This window comes from Salibacterium salarium (genome assembly GCF_030813635.1).
Lineage (GTDB): Bacteria > Bacillota > Bacilli > Bacillales > Marinococcaceae > Salibacterium > Salibacterium salarium.
In genome coordinates this window covers 1-18825 of the sequence record NZ_JAUSUM010000002.1, presented here as the reverse complement: position 1 = coordinate 18825, position 18825 = coordinate 1, and the positions used below count along the sequence as shown (strand labels likewise).

Genomic DNA, 18825 nt, shown 5'->3' with positions numbered 1-18825 from the left:
ATCACCTGCTTTCTATCTAAACTCTATTCCAATATATTGTAGTGATCAAGAAACCCTGTATTAAAGTCTCCGTTCTTAAAGGAAGGATGATCCATTAACGCCAAGTGAAACGGAACTGTTGTATACACACCTTCTACAACAAATTCGGACAACGCCCGTTTCATGCGGCTGATTGCTTCCTCTCTTGTTTTCCCTTTTACAATTAATTTTGCCACCATGGAATCGTAATGCGGGGTAATTGTGTATCCAGGATAAACAGCACTATCAACACGCACACCAAATCCCCCTGGTTGCAAATACGTTTCAATTTTACCTGGCGACGGCATGAAATTTTTCAATGGATTTTCTGCATTCACTCGGCACTCGATAGCCCATCCTTGTATATTTATATCAGCTTGAGATACAGACAATTCATGCCCCGCGGCAACTAATATTTGTTCTTTTATCAAGTCAACGCCTGTCACTTCTTCAGTCACCGGATGCTCAACTTGTATCCTCGTGTTCATTTCCATAAAATAAAACTTTTTATGTTTATCAAGTAAAAATTCAACGGTCCCCGCTCCACAATATTCAACAGCCTTCGCTGCATTAACAGCTGCGTCTCCCATGGCCTTTCTAGTTTCTTCATCCAAAGCGGGTGAAGGTGCTTCTTCCACTAGTTTTTGATGACGTCGTTGAATAGAACAGTCCCGTTCTCCAAAATGAACAACATTTCCATGAGCATCCGCCATAATTTGAATCTCAACGTGTCTTGGTTCTTCTATAAACTTTTCCATATAAACGCCGGCATCTCCAAATGCTGTTGCTGCTTCCTGCTGTGCCATTTGGATAGCGTTTTTCAAGTCTTCAGGGTCTTCTGCCACTCTCATTCCTTTTCCACCACCGCCTGCTGTCGCCTTAACGATGACTGGATAGCCAATTTCTTCTGCTATTTCTAAAGCATCCTCTTCTTTATCAATAATTCCGTCTGTACCAGGAACAATTGGCACTCCGGCATTATGCATCGTTTCACGTGCGACCGCTTTAGCTCCCATTTTATTAATAGCTTCAGGAGACGGACCGATAAATGTAAGATTGTGATCCGAGCATATCTCTGCAAACTCTGCATTCTCTGACAAAAACCCATACCCCGGGTGAACAGCATCTGCACCTGTTTTAAGAGCCGTCGCAATGAGGTTCGTCTTTTTTAAGTAACTTTCCGCTGACGAATGAGGCCCGACACAATATGCTTCATCCGCCATTAACACATGCAATGCCTCCCGATCTGCTTCAGAATGAACGGCTACCGTTTCAATTCCAAGCTCCCGGCAGGCACGTATAACGCGTACCGCAATTTCCCCGCGGTTTGCTATTAAAATTCTCTCAAACATCGATTGCACCTTCTCTCCATTTTTGCTTCCAGTTATACCAAAAGCCGGCTGTGAGGAATTCTCACTTTTTCCGGAGACCGACTAGTCAGTCTGTATGTAATAATTGTATAAATAACTTCTTTGTTATATTTTAAGTATTTTTCACTAAGAATACAAGTATTTTTTATTCATCAGAAAAGAGTGTTTAAAAAAATCACGATCACCTAAAAGTCCGATATAAGTTTTTAAAGAAGAGTTACTGACAGTAGAAGCTTTGTTATAAACGATTTCTACGTTTATAACGAAGTCCTCCGTCTATATTTCACCCATTTCTACATCCATTAATCATTGAAAAAACCGCAGTAAAAACCGTTACTTCTTTATTACTATAAAATGCAAACTTTTCCGAAGCTACAAAAACTCGGTGAAGCCCGTGCCCTAGTGTATGCGGACTTGAAAAGCTTGGAGATTGGATTGCTTCCATCAAAATCGATGAATGCACTCCTGGTCCTCGATCTTCCACTATCATGTACAATAAGTTGTCGCTGATATATAAGGAAATCAAACCATTCTCCGCATATTTTAAAACATTAACCATCAATTCTTCTGCAACAAGAATAACTGCATACTCTGTGCTTAAATTATATTTTTTAATCGTTTCCTGTATAATATTTTTTATTCGATCCACGTCTTTATATACGAAAATAGGCTCTTGGACAGTAGGTACCTTTTGTTGAATTTTTTGTATACTTGATTGAGTTAAATGAGGGACGGACACTTTCATAGAAGCTGATATGGGTTTTGGTAAGAAAGTTTGCATGACATTCTACCTTCTTTCTTATTTGTAATGAGCTGACGAAAGAAAGAATGCCACAGGGGTTACCGATTTGCATGAATATTATACTATCGAAGAAAAAGATGGTAACTCGGCTACCTTGGCATTATTACTTTAGGCCCGTGGTTTTGCGTCTCCATTTTTCAACAGATTTGCCGTTTTCATTATAACTTGGTGAATAAAACCATTTTCTGAAAATAAAATAACTATAAATATTCATTTCTTTTATTATACCTTCGGTGTCATCATTTGACAATACTTGATAAAATTTTTCAATACTTTATTAGTGGAAATGTCACACATCTAAACGCTCCTCCCGATTTAATAATTTCTGATAAATCGACTTCAATGACTTCCATCCCCCACTGTTTTAGATGTTTATTTACACGTTTGTTCTCCGGGAGGCTGATAATCGTATCATTGCCGATAGAAAGAACATTAGTAGCAAGATGAAACTGTTCCTTATCATCAACATGAAGCGTTCGATAATTCATAGAAATACGACGCACATCCTCTTTGGAAAAGGCATCGGGATGAAGTATTGCCATACCTGGAGAAATAATATTAAATACACAATCTAAATGAAGATATTTGTCACCTATCGGAAGGACAACAATTTTTTTATCAAAAAACAGCGTTTCGATTTCTTTTATAGCTGCCTCCGTTGTACGGTTGCTTTTACCTATAAATACAATATTTCCGTCTATTAACAAATCACCGCATTCCAGTGATCCATTTTGTAACTCTTCATAGCTCCAATTTTTTTCTGACAGCCAGTTTTTCACTATGTTTATTTCCGGTTTTCGGATTTTTTCATTCATTTTCCCAAGAAAAATCCCCTTATCAGAAGTGAATCCCAAGTCTCTTGTAAAGACTTGTTCAGGCAAATCCTTATCTTGAGAGACAGGGAGAAGTCTTACATTCACACCATTTGCTTCTAATGTATTTCTTAGCATTTCATGTTGGCGTAGAGCTTTATCTTGATTAATATTTTCATTTTTATATTTTTTCTGGGCTTCATTTAACGGTTTTTGTATTTTCATTTTTTCTGGAAGGCACATAAGCACTTCCTTTAATGTCCCATATTCATTAGAAGCGTAACCTTGTTTTCTCATGGTCGTGGCACTTCCTCCTTCCTCTAATTTAAGTATTCCCGTTTTCCCTCATATTTAAGCTTGCTCCGATACATAATAGATTATGTTTAAACATAGATGACTAGTGGTAAAGAGACGTGTAATTATTATAAGGAGGGCGATTATGAGTACATTAAATAATGAAGAAATCGAAAAACATTTAAACGAATTAGACGGTTGGCAACGTGCCGATGCAAAAACAATAGAACGTCGTTTTTCTTTTGATGATTTTCTGACAGGAATTTCTTTTGTAGATAAAATTGCAAAACAGGCAGAAAGTGTCCAGCATCATCCTCACATTACGATTGATCACACAGTAATTACAATCAGATTATCGACGCATGATCAAGGAGGCATCACGGACAAAGATATCGATTCTGCTGCGGCTTATAATCGTATTCTTGAAGATACAACCTCATAATCGAATGTTATTAACTCCGGTTAAAAGCCGGGGTTTTTTGTTGATTTCGTTTATGAATAAAATGAAACGGGTATGAAGAAATAAGGAATTTTGTCGAAAGGAGGGGTTTTGTGAAGGAACACCATCAAGTAAAAAATAGGCGTCTAAAAAAACAAAATCGGTCTTCCGACACTGAAGAAGTTAAAAGGCTTGAAAATCTGGTTAACCGCCTTGATGAAATTACTACTAAATCAAGAATGAAAGATATGGCTTACCATTTTACAAAACCATCAGAAGTGATTAAAACCAACCTCATTGCCGGCGTCGCAAGAGGTGTAGGGTTAACAGTCGGTACAGGTCTATTCCTTGCTATTTTATTATTTATCTTATCACAATTTGAGACAATGCCCATTATTGGTGAATATATTGGAGATTTGTTGAATGTAGTAGAAGACGAAAGGGAATAACGTACATATATCGTATTTTTCATGATAAAATAGCAGAAACATACATTTAGGGGGCTACAACATGGATTTACTAGGAATCAGTATACTTATCATTGCTATCGCTTTTGCGGTTCTTGTTATTTTCTTGATAAAAGCTTTAAATAACTTGAGCAACGTTCTGCATGCTCTTGACAAAACAATGGACAAGCTGCCAGATCAATTAGACGAAGTCATGAAAGAAACCGGCGTTGTTATTCATAACAGTAACGAAACCTTACTTGATTTGAATGAAAAAATGCGTTCTCTGACACCTTTATTTTATATTCTTGGTGATGCTGGCGAGGCATCCCGCAAGCTTTCCTCTTCTCTTGTTGATGTAGCAATGTCAATGAAAAAGAATACAGATGAAGGCAAAGAAAAGGCGCAAAAAAAGGATTTAGGTGGCATTTATGGCGGGGTGGCACTGGCTTATTATCTTTTCCAAAAACGAAATGCATTAAAAAATATGAAAGAAGGTAACCATTCATCATGAGTGTCCCAAATGACTATCTAAAAGGTGCGGCTGTTGGGTTCGTAACTTCCTTTACTATCGGATTGTTCATTAGTCCTGTTGACGGTAATACAGCACGTCTTCAAACGGTGGAGAAAACCAAACTGTTTTTTAACTATCCTTCTAAATTCGTTTCCGCTGTACGAGGTCGCAAACAAAAGCTGCACGAATTTGGACGAGGGCGTCTCGAATCTTTACAAAGAGAAGCCGCTTCATTAAAAGAAGAAGCTGAACTGTCAGCCGCAAATGACTATTATAATAAAGAGAAACGTTAAGACAGGATTATTGTCTGTTTCTTTATGGTGCTTTCGACTGTTTCGCGAACAACAGATACTTTATTTGCTTAAACTACGTGACAAATGTACGTTTAAAATTCTAAGTGCTGCTACTAGAGAAGGCTGCCTAAAATTGATTTTAGGCAGCCTTTTCTCTTTCAAACAGTTCTAACGGTTATCTATCGTTTCTGGATACATGTCATGGTAAAGCAACCTCGTTTTAGCCATTTCTTCAAAAGTCGTTCCAGGCTGTCCGTAATTAGCATACGGATCAATGGAAATCCCTCCGCGGGGCGTAAATTTACCTATTACCTCTAAGTAACGAGGGGCCATAAGTTCAACCAGATCATCAACAATCGTATTAATGGCATCTTCGTGAAATCCCCCATGATTACGAAAACTAAACAAATACAGCTTCAGCGATTTACTTTCCACCATTCTTTCATCCGGAATATAGCTGATATACAGCGTAGCAAAATCCGGTTGACCCGTTTTCGGACAAAGCGTTGTAAACTCCGGACAATTGAACTTTACAAAATAATCGCGATCGGGATGATTATTGTTAAATGTTTCTAATAAAGATGGATCGTATTCAAACGTATAACTCGTTTCTTCCTGTCCTAAGTGAGAAAGCTCATCTACATCTTTTCGTTCTGACACCATTATACCCCCTGTTTATTTCCCCATAGCAGCGTGTGTAGCTGCGGCAGCACTTTCACCTCGTTTAAACGTTCTGATTGAAGAACTTTTTCAACAAGCCATTCGTATTTTTCGAGCAAATGCGAAAGCAGCCAACCATTATTTGAAGTTTCTAGTTGATCATTTCCTGTCTGTAAAAACATTTCTACTTGCGGGTACCGTTCATGAACGTTCGCAGCATAGGCAAGATCAGCCTCGTCAAAAATAACAACTTTTAAACTAATATCTTTTCCTGGGCGTTCCAGCAATTCACTCACGTACACATCAAGCTGGTCCCAATTAGTCTCCATTCCAGAACTTGGCGCCTTAGGAGAAATCGTGACATCATCAATCTCTCTCATCCAATCCTGCCACATGGTACCTTGTGTTTCGACCGCGGTTTTTATCCCTGAACGTTGCAACTGTGAAATGACTTCAGCTAATCCACTGTGTAAGGCAGGGTTACCACCAGAGATAGTTACGTGATTAAAAACATCGCCACCCTGTTTTTTTAGTTGCTCGATAATTTCCTCTGCTTCCATTAAATCCGGCTTTTGTGACCCATCCCAAGTAAAGGCTGAATCACACCAAGAACACCGATAGTCACAGCCACCCGTGCGTAGAAACATTGTTTTTTGGCCAATCACCATGCCTTCTCCTTGAATAGTAGGTCCAAAAATCTCGAGTACGGGAACTTTTTTCATCGGTCAAAATCCCCTTCCTTCGCACGATATACAACGTAGCTCGTCGGTGTCTCACGAACAAGCACCTGCAAGCAACGCGGCTTGTTCACACATTCATCGAGCTCACGTTGAATAAGCTGCCAAATCGTCCGAGCTACCACCTCTGTCGTCGGAAAGGTATCCGAATCATTTTGCGGAGTATCTCCAAACGCTTCATCTTCATTTAATAAGGAATGATCAAAGCGGTCGTGGACAATATTCTTAATCGTTTTAAAATCCACTAAAAAGCCGGTTTCGTTCAAATGGTCTCCCGCTATCGTTACATTAATAACATACGTGTGCCCATGCACATTAGCACATTTTCCCGCTGTAGATGCTGGGATAAAATGAGCTGCCGCCAATTGCATATCTTTATTTAACTCATAGCGGTATTCATGTGGAACTTGTGGGTAAAATTGATGAATCATAATGCTTCCCGTTCCTTTTCCTGCATATATTGATTATATCCTGCTTGCCGGAGTTCACACGCCGGACATTCTCCACATCCATCCCCTTGAATGCCGTGGTAACAAGTCAACGTCTTATTTTTCACATAAGATAATTTTCCGAGTTTATCTGCAAGCGCCCATGTTTCTTTTTTATCGAGCCACATTAACGGAGTGTGAAGTACAAATTCTTTTCCCATACCTAGATTAAGCGATACGTTCAATGATTTAACAAACACATCGCGACAATCAGGGTAGCCGCTGTAATCTGTTTCACAAACACCCGTTACTACATGTTTAGCCCCCCGCTGCGACGCAAAAATAGAAGCAAAGGAAAAGAATAATAAATTCCGGCCTTCCACAAATGTCGTAGGCAGTTCTCCATCTTCTCCGGCGTGTACTTCCATATCGTCCCGCGTTAACGCGTTTGGAGCTAGTTGATTTAATAAACTCATGTCCATTACTTGATGTTCTATTCCTAGCTCTGCCGCGATATCTTCAGCCACCTTGATTTCTTTGTCATGCCGCTGTCCATAATCAAAGGTAACCGTGCTGACCTCCTTAAAGCGTTCGAGCGCCCAAAACAAACAGGTGGTACTATCTTGTCCACCACTAAACACCACAACCGCCTTTTCGTCAGCTATACTCAACACAAAAACCCTCTTTCTATTAAAACCCTATGCCGGGTAACAATTATATTTTTTTAACGTTCCTATTATAACATTTCGTTGCAAGCTTGACTTCTTTCATGCTGAAAGTAATTTCTTTATTACTTTACAAAGCTTATGAAAGACAATTTTAAAATGCTTCATGTTCTGTATCCCTATCATTTACCTTGCAGTATCTGACTTCTATTTCTGAACACAAACCAAAAGATTCGATCTATTTAGATCGAACCTTTCATCTACGAGGATTCTTTGCCCCAGGAAAATTCATTTATTTTTTTGGGGATGGAGTAATAATAACCTTGAAAGTAACAACATTGCAACGTCAATAACTCCTTGGCCTGCTCTTCCTTCTCTATTCCTTCAGCAATGACTTTCATATTAAGGTTTTCTGCTGCGTCTATAATTGTTTTCACAATGGCAATGTTAGTTTTTCTATCGTTTATGTCATCAATAAAAGAACGATCGATTTTCAATGTATCAACTGGCAATTCTTTTAACTGACTTAACGAACTGTACCCTGTTCCAAAATCATCGAGACTTATGCGAAAACCAAGTTCTTTCAATTTGTGTAAAATCGGAAGCATTAAGTCAGGCTGCATTGTTGTACGTTCCGTAATTTCCAGTTCCAATTGTTGAGGTGAAACACCGTTTGACTGAACAACTTCCCACAATTCATCAATGAAATATTCACCTTCTAATTGTTGAGTGGATATATTGACTGCAACCGTCCAAGTCGGATTTCTATATAATACAGGACCTATCTCTTTACATACTTGTTGGAGTACCCAGCGCCCTAACGTGTGAATAAAACCATTATTTTCTGCCATCGGTATAAATGTTGACGGTGGAATTAACCCTTTTTTTGAATGATTCCAACGTAATAAAGCTTCCATACCTATCGTTTTTCCTTCACCGCCGTAAACAAAAGGCTGATACATTAAAAACATTTCTTGTCTAGACAACGAATGATACAAGTCGTTTTCTAGAATATAAGTTGAACGGGCTTCTTTCTCCATCCCTGTACGGTATATACTATACTGCCATCCTTTTCGTTTCGCACGAGAAAAAGCAATATCTGTTTGTTGAACAAGATCTTTCGCTTCTTTTTTCCCATCTTCATCACAGGCTACTCCCACTGTAAAAGAAAGAATCAATTCTTCCTGACCTATTCGAATAGGTGGGTTAAAAACCCGTTCAAGCTTTTCAATCAGCTCTTCTACTTCTTTTGGTCCCGACGATCTTGACATCAGCAAAAATTCATCGTTTGTTTTCCTGGCAAGGTTTTCGTCACTTCCTGTTGCTTCCTGCAGTCGGCGTGCAATGATAGCTAGTACTTTATCACCAATTTCTGCGCCAAGGGTTTCATTGATTCGTCGAAACCGATTAATATTCAACGCCAATACAAGACGGTTTTGTTTAGGTTCTACCTGCTGAAGGCGTCTCAAAAAAGAATTATAATTCGGTAGGTGCGTAATCCTGTCATAATACGACAATTGATGAATGTCTTCGACTGCCTGCTTATATGCACTGATATCTCTTGCCACAACAAGAACCATTTCTGTACCTAATATAGAAGCTTTCGTTGTTTGAATTTCTACCGGTATCGTCCTTCCATCTTTGTTTACAAATTCCCAATCAAATGTATAATAATTTTTTTGAGAGATTAAGCGCTCTTGTGTGATTGCTTTTTCTCTTAAAGGTTCGGATGTAATATCAGCGAGTGTGAAGTGCTCCCACGTGGAATCATCATAACCCAGCATAGCTCGGGCTGACTTATTTCCTTCATTAAAAGTGAGAGAGCCTCCTCCAAGCTTTGGAAGGGGTGCGAGAAATAACAAGTCATTGACATTGTCAAACACAGCCTTATACATCAAGTCTGCCTGCCGTTTTTCCCACTCTCGTTTACGCTCTTTTTTTATTAACTTACTCACCGTAATATACAATAGAAGGCTTGTCCCAATAACATAAAACCAGCCTTTATACGTTTGCATCATGGATGTCGTACCAACGTCGGTATTCCATGCAGAAACAATTTGATCTGAAAAAATAATCCATAAGAAGCCTACCACAAAGTAAGACCCCGTTATAATGAAAGCATTATTTTGCACAATACGTTCGAGCCTTCGATTCCTTCTCATCGTTTGCTCCTCTCTGCTTTTTAGCAGTCGACATTCCTCTATTATTTATTTCGGATACATCGCGGGAATTGTGAAGGAAAATTTTGTTTATTGTTAAAAACTATTGTTTCGTTTCTTCATCGAGGTACACTTGGCTTCCTACAGCGTTTTTCTGACCTTGATATTTTCCATCATATGGAGATGATGCTTTTTGATCCATAAACGCAAAGACGAGCTGTGCAATCCTGCGATCAGCTTTTAACCGAATGGGTAAACGGTTAGCATTGTAGAGTTCTAGTGTTATTTCCCCTTCGAAACCTGGGTCCACCCAGCCTGCATTTTGAATAAACAAGCCCATTCGTCCAATCGAACTTCTTCCTTCTACAAAGGCCGTCACATTATGAGGAAGTCTGATGTATTCCTTTGTCGTCGCCAATAAAAAAGAATGGGGCGGAATAATAACTTCATCGCTCTCAAATTCTACATATTTAGCCGCTTCATCAAGTGCTATTGATTCAATCGCATTTTCATCAATCTTTAAAAAGTGAGACCCCAACCTTATGTCAACCGAAGCAGGTTGAATTTGGTGAGATTCCACCGGTTCAATCATTAATGTTTCTTGTTCTATCATATCTTTAATTGTCTGGTCTGATAAGATCACCCGTAATGCCTCCCTGTTCTGCAATAATTTCTCTTTTTCTAGTATATACATTTCAGAACGTGAACGCCATCCAGTATTTGAACAGTTAATAAATTTCTTGAAAGGTGTAGCTTACTCGTTCACGCAAACGATGTCGTATTGTCATATAGTGAAGCATCGCCAACATAATAATTCCGGTATTCATACCAATAATAATGCCATCCATTTGAAAGCTTGGCATAGAACCGAGAACATACATCAGTATAAACGAAATAGTCGTTGTCCAGACGGAATGAAGAAAAGCATCCTTCACGAGTCCAAGTCCAATGAGAAAAGCTTGCATTGGAATCACAAAAAAGTGAAAGAAAAAATACGGGGCAAGTAATTGCAAATACACAGCAGCGGGAGACTCTTCGAAAAATAAACTTGTTAATTCATCAGAATAAAAGTAAAAAATAAACACAGCCGGTACTGCATAAAAAATAGTAAAAAAAAGAATTTTATGAAGCAACTTCTCCAATACTGCTATTTCTTTTTTTACAAATGCTTCTGATACGGTTGGAATAAGAATAATGAGCAGAGAATGAGCAATAAAAGCTGGAAAAAAACCAATCGTAAACGCAACACCAGCAAGCTTTCCATATTGTACAACAGCAAGCTCCTCCACCACTCCTGCTTGTACGAGTGCTGATTTGATTAAAAATGGTTTTACGGCAAAGGAAGCCGCATGAAAAATACGAAGCCCCGTGGTCGGTAAGGAAACCGAAAGCAAAACGTGCAGCACCGATTTTTTCTGCATTGGCACCGATGATTTCTGTTTGATTTGTTTCATTTCTTTTAAAAAGTAAATCATTAAGTAGATAAAAACAACGAGTTCTGTTCCAATTAACGTTGATAAACTAAGTAAAATAGAAATCTCCGCATCAAAATGAAATAAATGAAACACAGCGATTAACAAAACAAGCTGTACGGCACGTCTTAAAAAATTAGCTATCGCTATTTTGCCCATATGGCGAACACCCATAAAGTATCCCCTGGCAATCGATGAAAACGAAATAATAGGAATGAGGACCAGTAATAGTGAAGGAAGAGCTGTGTGATACTCTTTAAAAACCGGAATCAGCGGAAAAACGATAAAGCCAGCAGCCAAACAAGCCATTGTAAAAGCTGATGTAAAATAAATCGTGTGCTGAAGAATACTACGATGATACACTGTCTTTTTTTCGGCAACAGCTTTTGATATAGAAATCGGCAGTTCAAAACTTGCAATGACGACAAGAAACATAATCGTCGGCAAAATGGACATATAAAGGCCTAAACCTTGCTCGCCCAATTCACGGGCCAGCACCATATTTATTAAAAATTCCAGACATTCTCCCAAAAAAGCAGCAATGATCAACAGAACGGTACCGAATAAGAATGTTTTGTTCATGTTGTCTCTCCTTCTTCCCCTATCTCTGTTTATATTATGAGACGAGCCGGGAAAGCATGACCAAGAAGATAGTATCAGAATATTTCCTCATGTACCGATGTTCATATATTGAACAAAAAAAGCCGTCAGCCCAAGAGTTACGCTGACGACTTCCACCTATTTTGTCTTAAAATCAAGTTCTAGTTCATAGCCTTGTTCCGAAATCGTTTTACCATGTTTATATTCACCAATTAATGCATTATAGTGATTAGTCAAGTCTTTAAACAACACCGCATCCCTATTGTCCAATGCTTCATCAATCATATATTGCAATCGTTCTTTATTGAAATGATACACTGCGTATTCCATTGTCATCTGTGCATATAATGATTGAAGCACCTGCCTTGAGGGACGTTTACCATGCTTTGTGGATTTCACTTTTTTCATAAAAGACTGTTCATGAGTAGGATGTAACATGCTTTGAACCCCCTATCCTTTCACCGGAACCTTACCGGTTTTTCACGTGGCCCTTTTCATTACATTATTTCTCATTATTGATAAATTACCCACAAATTACTTCTTTTAAACCTTATTTCCTTACTTTGAATCATTTCATAAACCAGCCAATCGCCGTCACAGTTGAGTTAAAATCAATTCGTCCGTTCTTATTCACGAACTTCATCATACATTTTCATGTTGTAAAACACCTTTCTTTTTAGTATATGATGTTCATTTCATTATATTTTGTATGCGCTTTCTTATATTATAACGTATGTAGGCTTGCTTTTGAAATAACTGTTTTCTAAGAATATGAAAACAAAATAAACAACTCATCCCTGTTTCTTTTTCCAACATTAACTATTTGCATATAAGAACAAATATTCGATATAATAAAAGCAAACAAACGTTCTTTTACATTGGAGGTTTATCATGCAAATTAAAGAAGAAGAACACATTATGATTCATTATTTTATTTTACTTCCTCTCGTCAAAAAAGTTCTGGAACGGGATTTACATTTGTTTGAAGAAGGTGCCTTCAAAGTAAAAGATCCTTATATCGATATAATTCGAGAGGCTTTACATCTTCTACACGAAGATATGCGATATATTAAAAAATATATGTACCAAAACCACATGCGCGTCATGTTTGATAAAAACGACGGAATGTTTTCCCGCTATTCCTATGTCTGCCGCGGATATGAAGGAACAAGCAGTTACTTGAATGCTAATTTGAAACGTCAGGCCCGTCATTGTATGGATGCTTATTTTTCCAAAAACTCTCCTCTACATTCCGATTCCGTTCTTCATTAATCACGTGCCATTCCTTCCTTTATTACAAATGAAATATTGACAAACGCCGGTTACTAAGAGTACATTACAATTATCTTTGTATCACTTTAATGTTTAGATGAGAAAGGAGACAGCTTTGAAAAAACAATTTGCAGTAATAGGCTTAGGCAGATTCGGAGTGAGTGTCAGCACAGAGTTGCATAAACTTGGACACGAAGTTTTAGCTATAGACTCAAATGAAGCAAAAGTTAATGAGATTGTAAATGATTCCACTTATAGTTCCGTTGCGGACGGAACGGACGAAAAATCTCTGCGCAGTCTTGGAATTACAAACTTCGATCACGTTATTGTTGCCATTGGAGACAATCTTCAAGCTAGCATACTGTGTACCCTTCTCCTAAAAGAAATGGGAATTGCATCAGTGTGGGTGAAAGCACAAAATTACTATCACCACAAAGTACTAGATAAAATCGGTGCGGATAAAATTATACATCCTGAGCATGATATGGGTAACCGTATCGCACAACATCTCGTTTCAGAAAAAGTTATTGATTACATCGAATTATCCGACGACTTTTCAATAGTTGAAATCGCCGCTCCACGTTTTATGAATAAACGTACCTTAATTGACCTTGATATTCGTGCGAAGTTTGGCGTCACCATTTTAGGCATCAAACGAGGGAAAAACATCAACATCTCCCCGATGGCTGATGAACAAATATTAGAAAACGATATTTTAATTGTCATTGGTCATAAAAACGACCTAAAACGATTTGAAGAAAGTACGTAACTATCACAGATACTTAGGGGAGGTTCGAGAGTGTCAAACGAAAACTATACATATCAGACGAAAAATCCCGGTATTGTCTTTATTATATCCGCTATTTTTGTTCTAGGTTTTGTCTTATGGGGATTTATTAGCCCCGAACAACTAGCAGCCACAGCTAATACAGCCCTCGATTTTACGATTGAAACATTTGGCTGGTTTTATATGCTCGTCGCTGCTTTTTTTGTATCATTTATTATCTTTCTTGCTTTCAGTCCATTCGGAAAGCTACGTCTTGGAAAACCAGATGATCGTCCCGAATATTCTTTTTATGCTTGGCTCGGAATGCTATTTTCCGCCGGAATTGGGGTAGGGTTCGTTTTTTGGGGGGTCGCAGAACCAGTTCTTTATTATGTCGATACCCCGCTTGGACAAGACGTGGAAAGTCAAGCAGAAGCTGCACAATTAGGTCTTGATTATGGTATATTCCATTGGGCTTTTCACCCTTGGGCGATTTTTTCTTTAGTGGCGCTCGCGCTTGGTTATGTCCAATTTAGAAAAGACCAGCCCGCCCTTATTAGTTCTGCTTTTTTTCCATTATTCGGAAATAAAGTCCGTGGAAAATTAGGTCAGGGAATCGATGTTCTTGCAGTTTTAGCAACATCTACCGGTGTAGCGACAACATTCGGCCTAAGTGCGATGCAGATTAGTGGCGGTCTATCTTATTTAACAGGACTGCCTAACAATGCTTTTACTCAACTAACGATTATTGCCATTGTAGCGGTGTTGTTTATGTTCTCCGCTGCATCTGGTCTAAACAAAGGAATTCGTTATCTTAGTGTAATCAACCTAACAGTAGCTGCCCTTTTACTCATTTTTGTAATCATTCTTGGTCCGACCATTTATTTGCTCGAAAGTGTTACTACTTCACTCGGCGCCTATATTTCCAATTTTGTGCCGATGAGTTTAACGATGACCCCTTTCTCTGATAGCTCATGGATTGGAGCAAATACAATCTTTTATTGGGCCTGGCACATTTCCTGGGCGCCTTTTATGGGGATGTTTATCGCCCGTATTTCCAGAGGGCGGACCATCAGAGGCTTTATTGGCGGTGTACTTCTAGTTCCAGCATTGCTAGCTGTCATTTGGTTCAGTGTCTTTGGCGGTTCTGCTCTGCACTTAGAAATGAATGGCATTGCATCTATTGCTGACATTGTAAATGACACCGTGGAACTGGCACTGTTTGCGACCTTACAAGAATTTCCCTTGGCAGGAATTACAAATGGACTTGCGGTACTATTAATCTTAATCTTTTTCATTACTTCCGCCGATTCAGCCTCTTATACACTAGGAGCTATGACGTCAAAAGGAAGTCTAAATCCTCCACTTTTTGCTAAAATCACGTGGGGTGTTCTTATCGCTGGTACAGCCGCTGTACTATTGCTTTCTAATGGATTGGAAGGGCTACAAACTGCTTCCATTGTTGCTGCATTACCATTTTCAATCATTATGTCTGTCATGGTCTTTTCTATGCTTAAAATGTTCACCCAGGATAGAAATAAAGAAAAGCAAAAGGCACGCGAACATCAAAAAAGCGCCATGAAAGAAGAAATTTTAGATGAATTGGAAGAAGAAATTGATGATTTCTCCAGAGACTCTGTCGAGGAAACAGATTTTGAACAAGATTCCAATTCCTCAAAAGATAAATAGAATGATGAAGAAAGCAACCCTGTCTTAAAATAGGGTTGCTTTCTTATAGTTGTCTGCATAAGTTTTTCATTACTTTTCGATATCTGCAGCAGGTCCAAAGAATTCAAAATGAGTTCGTTCTTCTGGAATCTGCAGGTCTTGTTTCAACATATGATGGACAGCTCGTAAAAAGGGAACAGGACCGCAAAAGTAATAGTCTGCTTCTTCTTCTGGAAGAAGAGAACGGAGCCATTCTGTATCAATACGTCCTTCTTTTTGAATATATGGATCTTGTTTATCTGTTATTGTCACATTATCATAACAGGCATGATACGACACCCATTCATTTTCATCTGCTACTTTGGAAGTGTACTCGTGCATTGCATGAAGATTTCTCGATTGAGCAGTTTGAATAAAGATAACAGAACGATTTTGATCTTCGACAAGTTTATTAAACATACTCATGAGCGGAGTTAGTCCAACTCCACCACTTATTAACACAACCGGCCGTTTCGAAGGCTGTAAATAAAAGTCACCAGCAGGGGCAGTCACTTCAATAGTATCTCCTTCTTTTACATGACGATGGAGAAATGTAGAGACTATCCCATCCGGAAGTTCTCCCTCTCCTTCTTCCCGCTTTACGCTAATACGAAAATAATCATTACCTGGAGAATCCGACAATGAATACTGCCGCAAGTGCAAGTAATCTTCACCTGGAATATCAGCTTTAACTGTTATATATTGACCTGGCTCAAACATCGGAAGGGTTCCACCATCTGTAGGACGTAAATAAAACGATGTTATAACGTCACTTTCTACCTTTTTTTTGGCAACCGTAAAAGAGCGGAATCCATCCCATCCTCCAGTTTGAGCTTCTGTCGCTTCATACATGTCTTTTTCTACAGAAATAAACACATCTGCAATCACACCATATGCCTCTTCCCATGCTGAAATAACGTCGTCCGTTGCCGCATCACCAAGCACTTCCTTCATCGCTGCCAATAAATTTTCTCCTACGATAGGATAGTGTTCGGGCTTGATTTGCAGACTTCGATGTTTATGTGCAATTTGTTTTACTACAGGAAGAATCGTTTCCAATTGATCTATATTTTTTGCAGCCGCAAGAACTGTATTAGCTAAAGCTTCTGGTTGGCGCCCAATTTTTTGATTTGTTTGGTTAAAGATGTGCAACAATTCTGGATGTTGCTCAAACATTCTTTTGTAAAAATGAGAGGTTATTTCTGACCCCCTTGCTTCTAGAATAGGCGCTGTTGCTTTCACTGTTTCCAAAGTATTTTCATGTAATACGCTGTTTTGACTCATAAAATTCTCCTCCTTTTTAATATGTATTTATAATACATATTATATTTTATCACAAAGCAGTATCAAATCGTGTGGCGATTTAACGAATTTATGATATTATGATATGTACGTCACATCATGAAATGAAATTGGAGCGTTTATCATGCAACTAACCTCTTATACAGATTATTCTCTGCGCATGCTCATTTATTTGGCAGCAGTGGACTATCCTAAGTTATCAAGTATTAAAGAAATATCAAGATCTTATAACATCTCCTATAACCATTTAACAAAAGTCGGACACGAATTATCAAAACTAGGTCTTATTAAAACAGTGAAAGGCCGAAATGGGGGCATACGTTTAGCTAAAGAACCAGAGCAAGTTAACATTGGATGGATTGTGCGCCGAACAGAAGACAATTTAAACTTAGTAGAATGCTTTGACCCAGAAAATAGTATGTGTGTTTTAACAGGAAGCTGTCGCTTACAAAGCATTTTAACAGAAGCATTGAACGCTTATTTAAAAGTACTTGACCATTACACACTCGCTGATGTTACGATTAATCGTTCTATCTTACAGGAATTGTTGCATTCTTAAACCAAAAGGAGCACAGCATGTTTGTCCAACATACTATTATGCCAAACTTTAAGTATGATGATATGGTGAAGGTAGCTAGAGGCAAAATTAAAGTAGCAGGCCAAACGTTTCATTACCATTGTTATTTATACGAGGGACTGTTGATTGACACTGGTCCACCTCGCGCAAGAAAACACATTTTTACCTTTGCTAACAATGAGAAACCAAATCAAGTATTTTTAACCCACTATCATGAGGATCATAGTGGAAATGCCGCTTTTCTTAGGGAAAAGTTTCAATTACCTATATATAGCGGTCCACAAACACGTTCCTATCTATCACAAGGTTTTTCTATGCCTTTATACAGAAAGGTCTTATGGGGACAGAACGTTCCAAAACATCGCCCCTCTGTTGTGAAGGATAAAGTGATTCAGCATAAATCGGGTACCTTATTAGCCATCCACACACCCGGCCATTCTGATGATCACCATTGTCTCTATGACCCTGATCGAAAATGGCTCTTTTCCGGAGATTTATTTCTGGCCAAAAAAGTGCGATTCGGAATGAAAGAAGATTCCGTCCCTCGTATGATAGAATCACTACAACATGTTTTAACTTTTGATGTTCAAACAATGTTTTGTGGACATGCTGGTATCGTTGAAAATGGCAGTGACGCATTGCATGCAAAGCTTGAGTTTTTATTACAACTTTCCGAAAATACAATAAAACTTTATCAGAAAGGTTATAATACTCAAGAAATCACAGCTCAACTTTTATCCAAAAATAAAAGAATTCGTTGGCTCACTCACAACGAATTCTCTCCTCATTTTTTCATCCGTTCGATTGTAAAAGAAACATTAGAATCCTAATAACTGGAATAAGACACATCCACAGAAGATAAGGACATGTTTGACGAGAAACACTTTCCAAATAAATGTGAGTACATTTATTTGGAAGGTGCAAGAAAAATATCGGAGGATATTTATTTCTAACGAGGACGTGTCCACTACCTTCCTCATTCGTTTACTACTTTTGTAGTACATAGAACAATTTTATCCTGCTCCGATTATAGGATGTTACTTTCCTCTTCACATTTTAAATTTTTCCTGTCCTATAAAAAAAGCTGTCAGATATATCATCTGGCAGCTTTTTTGGTATGGCCTGGCGACGTCCTACTTTCACAAAGGGTTGCCCCTTCATTATCATCGGCGCTAAAGAGCTTAACTTCCGTGTTCGGCATGGGAACGGGTGGAGCCTCTTTGCCATCATCACCAGACTTGCCCTGGATGGACTTCCACAGGATGTGGTGGGTTCTACGTTGCACACAGGACGTGTGCGTTTTTAGTAGAAGGTCCTTGGGTTTTCTATAATAGACTATTTCTATTTTTTCATGAGGAATCATTCCCTCAAAACTGAATAACGAAGATCGAGCCTGTTTGAAACACCCTTACCTTTTGCTTTGGATAAGCCCTCGACCGATTAGTATCTGTCAGCTCCATGTGTTGCCACACTTCCACCTCAGACCTATCAA

The 18825-nt window shown here is 38.6% G+C and carries 21 protein-coding genes, 1 rRNA gene and 1 riboswitch; of the genes, 9 read left to right on the top strand and 13 right to left on the bottom strand.

Going from position 1 to position 18825, the window contains the following annotated elements; all coding sequences use genetic code 11:
* Positions 1-23: 23 nt before the first annotated feature.
* From accC to J2S78_RS05815, 3 genes are all read right to left on the bottom strand, one after another.
* Entirely contained in the window at positions 24-1370 is a 1347-nt protein-coding gene (gene accC, locus J2S78_RS05825; protein WP_306897017.1) for an acetyl-CoA carboxylase biotin carboxylase subunit, read from the bottom strand.
* A 301-nt stretch (positions 1371-1671) separates the two neighbouring features.
* Entirely contained in the window at positions 1672-2169 is a 498-nt protein-coding gene (locus tag J2S78_RS05820) for an ATP-binding protein (RefSeq protein ID WP_306897016.1), read from the bottom strand.
* 97 nt (positions 2170-2266) lie between these two features.
* Positions 2267-2351, bottom strand: a riboswitch (cyclic di-GMP riboswitch).
* A gap of 105 nt (positions 2352-2456) precedes the next feature.
* Positions 2457-3299 carry a dimethylarginine dimethylaminohydrolase family protein gene (locus J2S78_RS05815; protein ID WP_306897015.1) on the bottom strand — a complete coding sequence of 281 codons (843 nt, stop codon included), beginning with the start codon at positions 3297-3299 and terminating at the stop codon, positions 2457-2459.
* A 142-nt stretch (positions 3300-3441) separates the two neighbouring features.
* Between J2S78_RS05815 and J2S78_RS05810 the strand changes: the two genes are divergently transcribed.
* The 4 genes from J2S78_RS05810 (at position 3442) to J2S78_RS05795 (ending at position 4988) form a co-directional block, all read left to right on the top strand.
* Entirely contained in the window at positions 3442-3738 is a 297-nt protein-coding gene (locus J2S78_RS05810; RefSeq protein WP_306897014.1) for a 4a-hydroxytetrahydrobiopterin dehydratase, read from the top strand.
* Positions 3739-3848: 110 nt separating this feature from the next.
* Positions 3849-4184 carry a DUF5665 domain-containing protein gene (locus J2S78_RS05805; RefSeq protein ID WP_125559030.1) on the top strand — a complete coding sequence of 112 codons (336 nt, stop codon included), beginning with the start codon at positions 3849-3851 and terminating at the stop codon, positions 4182-4184.
* 61 nt (positions 4185-4245) lie between these two features.
* A complete protein-coding gene (locus J2S78_RS05800) occupies positions 4246-4695 on the top strand; it encodes a DUF948 domain-containing protein (RefSeq protein WP_306897013.1) in 450 nt (149 codons plus the stop codon).
* Positions 4692-4988, top strand: coding sequence for a hypothetical protein (locus J2S78_RS05795; protein ID WP_306897012.1), 297 nt, complete (start codon positions 4692-4694; stop codon positions 4986-4988). The genes J2S78_RS05800 and J2S78_RS05795 overlap by 4 nt, the downstream gene beginning before the upstream one ends.
* A 168-nt stretch (positions 4989-5156) precedes the next feature.
* On the opposite strand, the gene queF is transcribed toward J2S78_RS05795, so the two are convergent.
* From queF to J2S78_RS05755, 8 genes are all read right to left on the bottom strand, one after another.
* Entirely contained in the window at positions 5157-5651 is a 495-nt protein-coding gene (gene queF / locus J2S78_RS05790; protein ID WP_370871522.1) for a preQ(1) synthase, read from the bottom strand.
* Positions 5651-6370: a 7-carboxy-7-deazaguanine synthase QueE gene (queE, locus tag J2S78_RS05785; RefSeq protein WP_306897011.1), complete on the bottom strand. Its 720-nt coding sequence runs from the start codon at positions 6368-6370 to the stop codon at positions 5651-5653. Before queE ends, queF begins: the two co-directional genes overlap by 1 nt.
* Positions 6367-6816 (bottom strand): 6-carboxytetrahydropterin synthase QueD, encoded by a 450-nt coding sequence (gene queD, locus J2S78_RS05780; RefSeq protein WP_306897010.1) that lies wholly within the window; start codon positions 6814-6816, stop codon positions 6367-6369. Before queD ends, queE begins: the two co-directional genes overlap by 4 nt.
* On the bottom strand, positions 6813-7478 hold the full coding sequence (gene queC / locus J2S78_RS05775; protein ID WP_306898721.1) for a 7-cyano-7-deazaguanine synthase QueC: 666 nt from the start codon (positions 7476-7478) through the stop codon (positions 6813-6815). Before queC ends, queD begins: the two co-directional genes overlap by 4 nt.
* Positions 7479-7738: 260 nt before the next feature.
* Positions 7739-9640 carry a putative bifunctional diguanylate cyclase/phosphodiesterase gene (locus tag J2S78_RS05770; RefSeq protein WP_306897009.1) on the bottom strand — a complete coding sequence of 634 codons (1902 nt, stop codon included), beginning with the start codon at positions 9638-9640 and terminating at the stop codon, positions 7739-7741.
* A gap of 100 nt (positions 9641-9740) precedes the next feature.
* Positions 9741-10280, bottom strand: coding sequence for a dCTP deaminase (gene dcd, locus J2S78_RS05765; protein WP_306897008.1), 540 nt, complete (start codon positions 10278-10280; stop codon positions 9741-9743).
* An 85-nt stretch (positions 10281-10365) separates the two neighbouring features.
* Complete coding sequence (locus tag J2S78_RS05760; RefSeq protein ID WP_306897007.1) at positions 10366-11691, bottom strand: oligosaccharide flippase family protein; 1326 nt, start codon at positions 11689-11691, stop codon at positions 10366-10368.
* A 156-nt stretch (positions 11692-11847) separates the two neighbouring features.
* On the bottom strand, positions 11848-12147 hold the full coding sequence (locus tag J2S78_RS05755) for an IDEAL domain-containing protein (RefSeq protein WP_306897006.1): 300 nt from the start codon (positions 12145-12147) through the stop codon (positions 11848-11850).
* Positions 12148-12600: 453 nt separating this feature from the next.
* Here J2S78_RS05755 and J2S78_RS05750 point away from each other — a divergent pair, with 453 nt between their 5' ends.
* The 3 genes from J2S78_RS05750 to J2S78_RS05740 all read left to right on the top strand — a co-directional run bounded on the left by J2S78_RS05750 (position 12601) and on the right by J2S78_RS05740 (position 15436).
* The gene (locus J2S78_RS05750) at positions 12601-12981 is read left to right on the top strand and encodes a YhjD family protein (protein ID WP_306897005.1); all 381 of its coding nucleotides are present in this window, start codon (positions 12601-12603) and stop codon (positions 12979-12981) included.
* Between the two features lie 97 nt (positions 12982-13078).
* Positions 13079-13750, top strand: a complete 672-nt coding sequence (locus tag J2S78_RS05745; protein ID WP_306897004.1) for a potassium channel family protein — start codon at positions 13079-13081, stop codon at positions 13748-13750.
* A 30-nt stretch (positions 13751-13780) separates the two neighbouring features.
* The gene (locus J2S78_RS05740; RefSeq protein WP_306897003.1) at positions 13781-15436 is read left to right on the top strand and encodes a BCCT family transporter; all 1656 of its coding nucleotides are present in this window, start codon (positions 13781-13783) and stop codon (positions 15434-15436) included.
* 69 nt (positions 15437-15505) lie between these two features.
* Here J2S78_RS05740 and hmpA read toward each other — a convergent pair whose 3' ends face one another.
* Positions 15506-16738 carry an NO-inducible flavohemoprotein gene (gene hmpA / locus J2S78_RS05735; RefSeq protein ID WP_306897002.1) on the bottom strand — a complete coding sequence of 411 codons (1233 nt, stop codon included), beginning with the start codon at positions 16736-16738 and terminating at the stop codon, positions 15506-15508.
* A gap of 142 nt (positions 16739-16880) precedes the next feature.
* Between hmpA and J2S78_RS05730 the strand changes: the two genes are divergently transcribed.
* Positions 16881-17315 carry an RrF2 family transcriptional regulator gene (locus tag J2S78_RS05730; protein ID WP_306897001.1) on the top strand — a complete coding sequence of 145 codons (435 nt, stop codon included), beginning with the start codon at positions 16881-16883 and terminating at the stop codon, positions 17313-17315.
* A 17-nt stretch (positions 17316-17332) separates the two neighbouring features.
* A complete protein-coding gene (locus tag J2S78_RS05725; RefSeq protein WP_306897000.1) occupies positions 17333-18163 on the top strand; it encodes an MBL fold metallo-hydrolase in 831 nt (276 codons plus the stop codon).
* A 290-nt stretch (positions 18164-18453) separates the two neighbouring features.
* Here the strand turns inward: J2S78_RS05725 and rrf are convergent.
* Positions 18454-18570, bottom strand: a 5S ribosomal RNA gene (gene rrf / locus J2S78_RS05720).
* Positions 18571-18825: the final 255 nt, after the last annotated feature.

Coding starts and splice junctions, on each gene's coding strand:
- J2S78_RS05810 (WP_306897014.1), top strand. CDS start 3,442: ATGAGTACATTAAATAATGAAGAAATCGAAAAACATTTAAACGAATTA.
- J2S78_RS05820 (WP_306897016.1), bottom strand. CDS start 2,169: ATGCAAACTTTCTTACCAAAACCCATATCAGCTTCTATGAAAGTGTCC.
- J2S78_RS05760 (WP_306897007.1), bottom strand. CDS start 11,691: ATGAACAAAACATTCTTATTCGGTACCGTTCTGTTGATCATTGCTGCT.
- J2S78_RS05770 (WP_306897009.1), bottom strand. CDS start 9,640: ATGAGAAGGAATCGAAGGCTCGAACGTATTGTGCAAAATAATGCTTTC.
- J2S78_RS05745 (WP_306897004.1), top strand. CDS start 13,079: ATGAGAAAGGAGACAGCTTTGAAAAAACAATTTGCAGTAATAGGCTTA.
- J2S78_RS05750 (WP_306897005.1), top strand. CDS start 12,601: ATGCAAATTAAAGAAGAAGAACACATTATGATTCATTATTTTATTTTA.
- J2S78_RS05800 (WP_306897013.1), top strand. CDS start 4,246: ATGGATTTACTAGGAATCAGTATACTTATCATTGCTATCGCTTTTGCG.
- accC (WP_306897017.1), bottom strand. CDS start 1,370: ATGTTTGAGAGAATTTTAATAGCAAACCGCGGGGAAATTGCGGTACGC.
- queF (WP_370871522.1), bottom strand. CDS start 5,651: ATGGTGTCAGAACGAAAAGATGTAGATGAGCTTTCTCACTTAGGACAG.
- J2S78_RS05725 (WP_306897000.1), top strand. CDS start 17,333: ATGTTTGTCCAACATACTATTATGCCAAACTTTAAGTATGATGATATG.
- J2S78_RS05755 (WP_306897006.1), bottom strand. CDS start 12,147: ATGTTACATCCTACTCATGAACAGTCTTTTATGAAAAAAGTGAAATCC.
- hmpA (WP_306897002.1), bottom strand. CDS start 16,738: ATGAGTCAAAACAGCGTATTACATGAAAATACTTTGGAAACAGTGAAA.
- J2S78_RS05795 (WP_306897012.1), top strand. CDS start 4,692: ATGAGTGTCCCAAATGACTATCTAAAAGGTGCGGCTGTTGGGTTCGTA.
- queE (WP_306897011.1), bottom strand. CDS start 6,370: ATGAAAAAAGTTCCCGTACTCGAGATTTTTGGACCTACTATTCAAGGA.
- J2S78_RS05815 (WP_306897015.1), bottom strand. CDS start 3,299: ATGAGAAAACAAGGTTACGCTTCTAATGAATATGGGACATTAAAGGAA.
- queD (WP_306897010.1), bottom strand. CDS start 6,816: ATGATTCATCAATTTTACCCACAAGTTCCACATGAATACCGCTATGAG.
- J2S78_RS05730 (WP_306897001.1), top strand. CDS start 16,881: ATGCAACTAACCTCTTATACAGATTATTCTCTGCGCATGCTCATTTAT.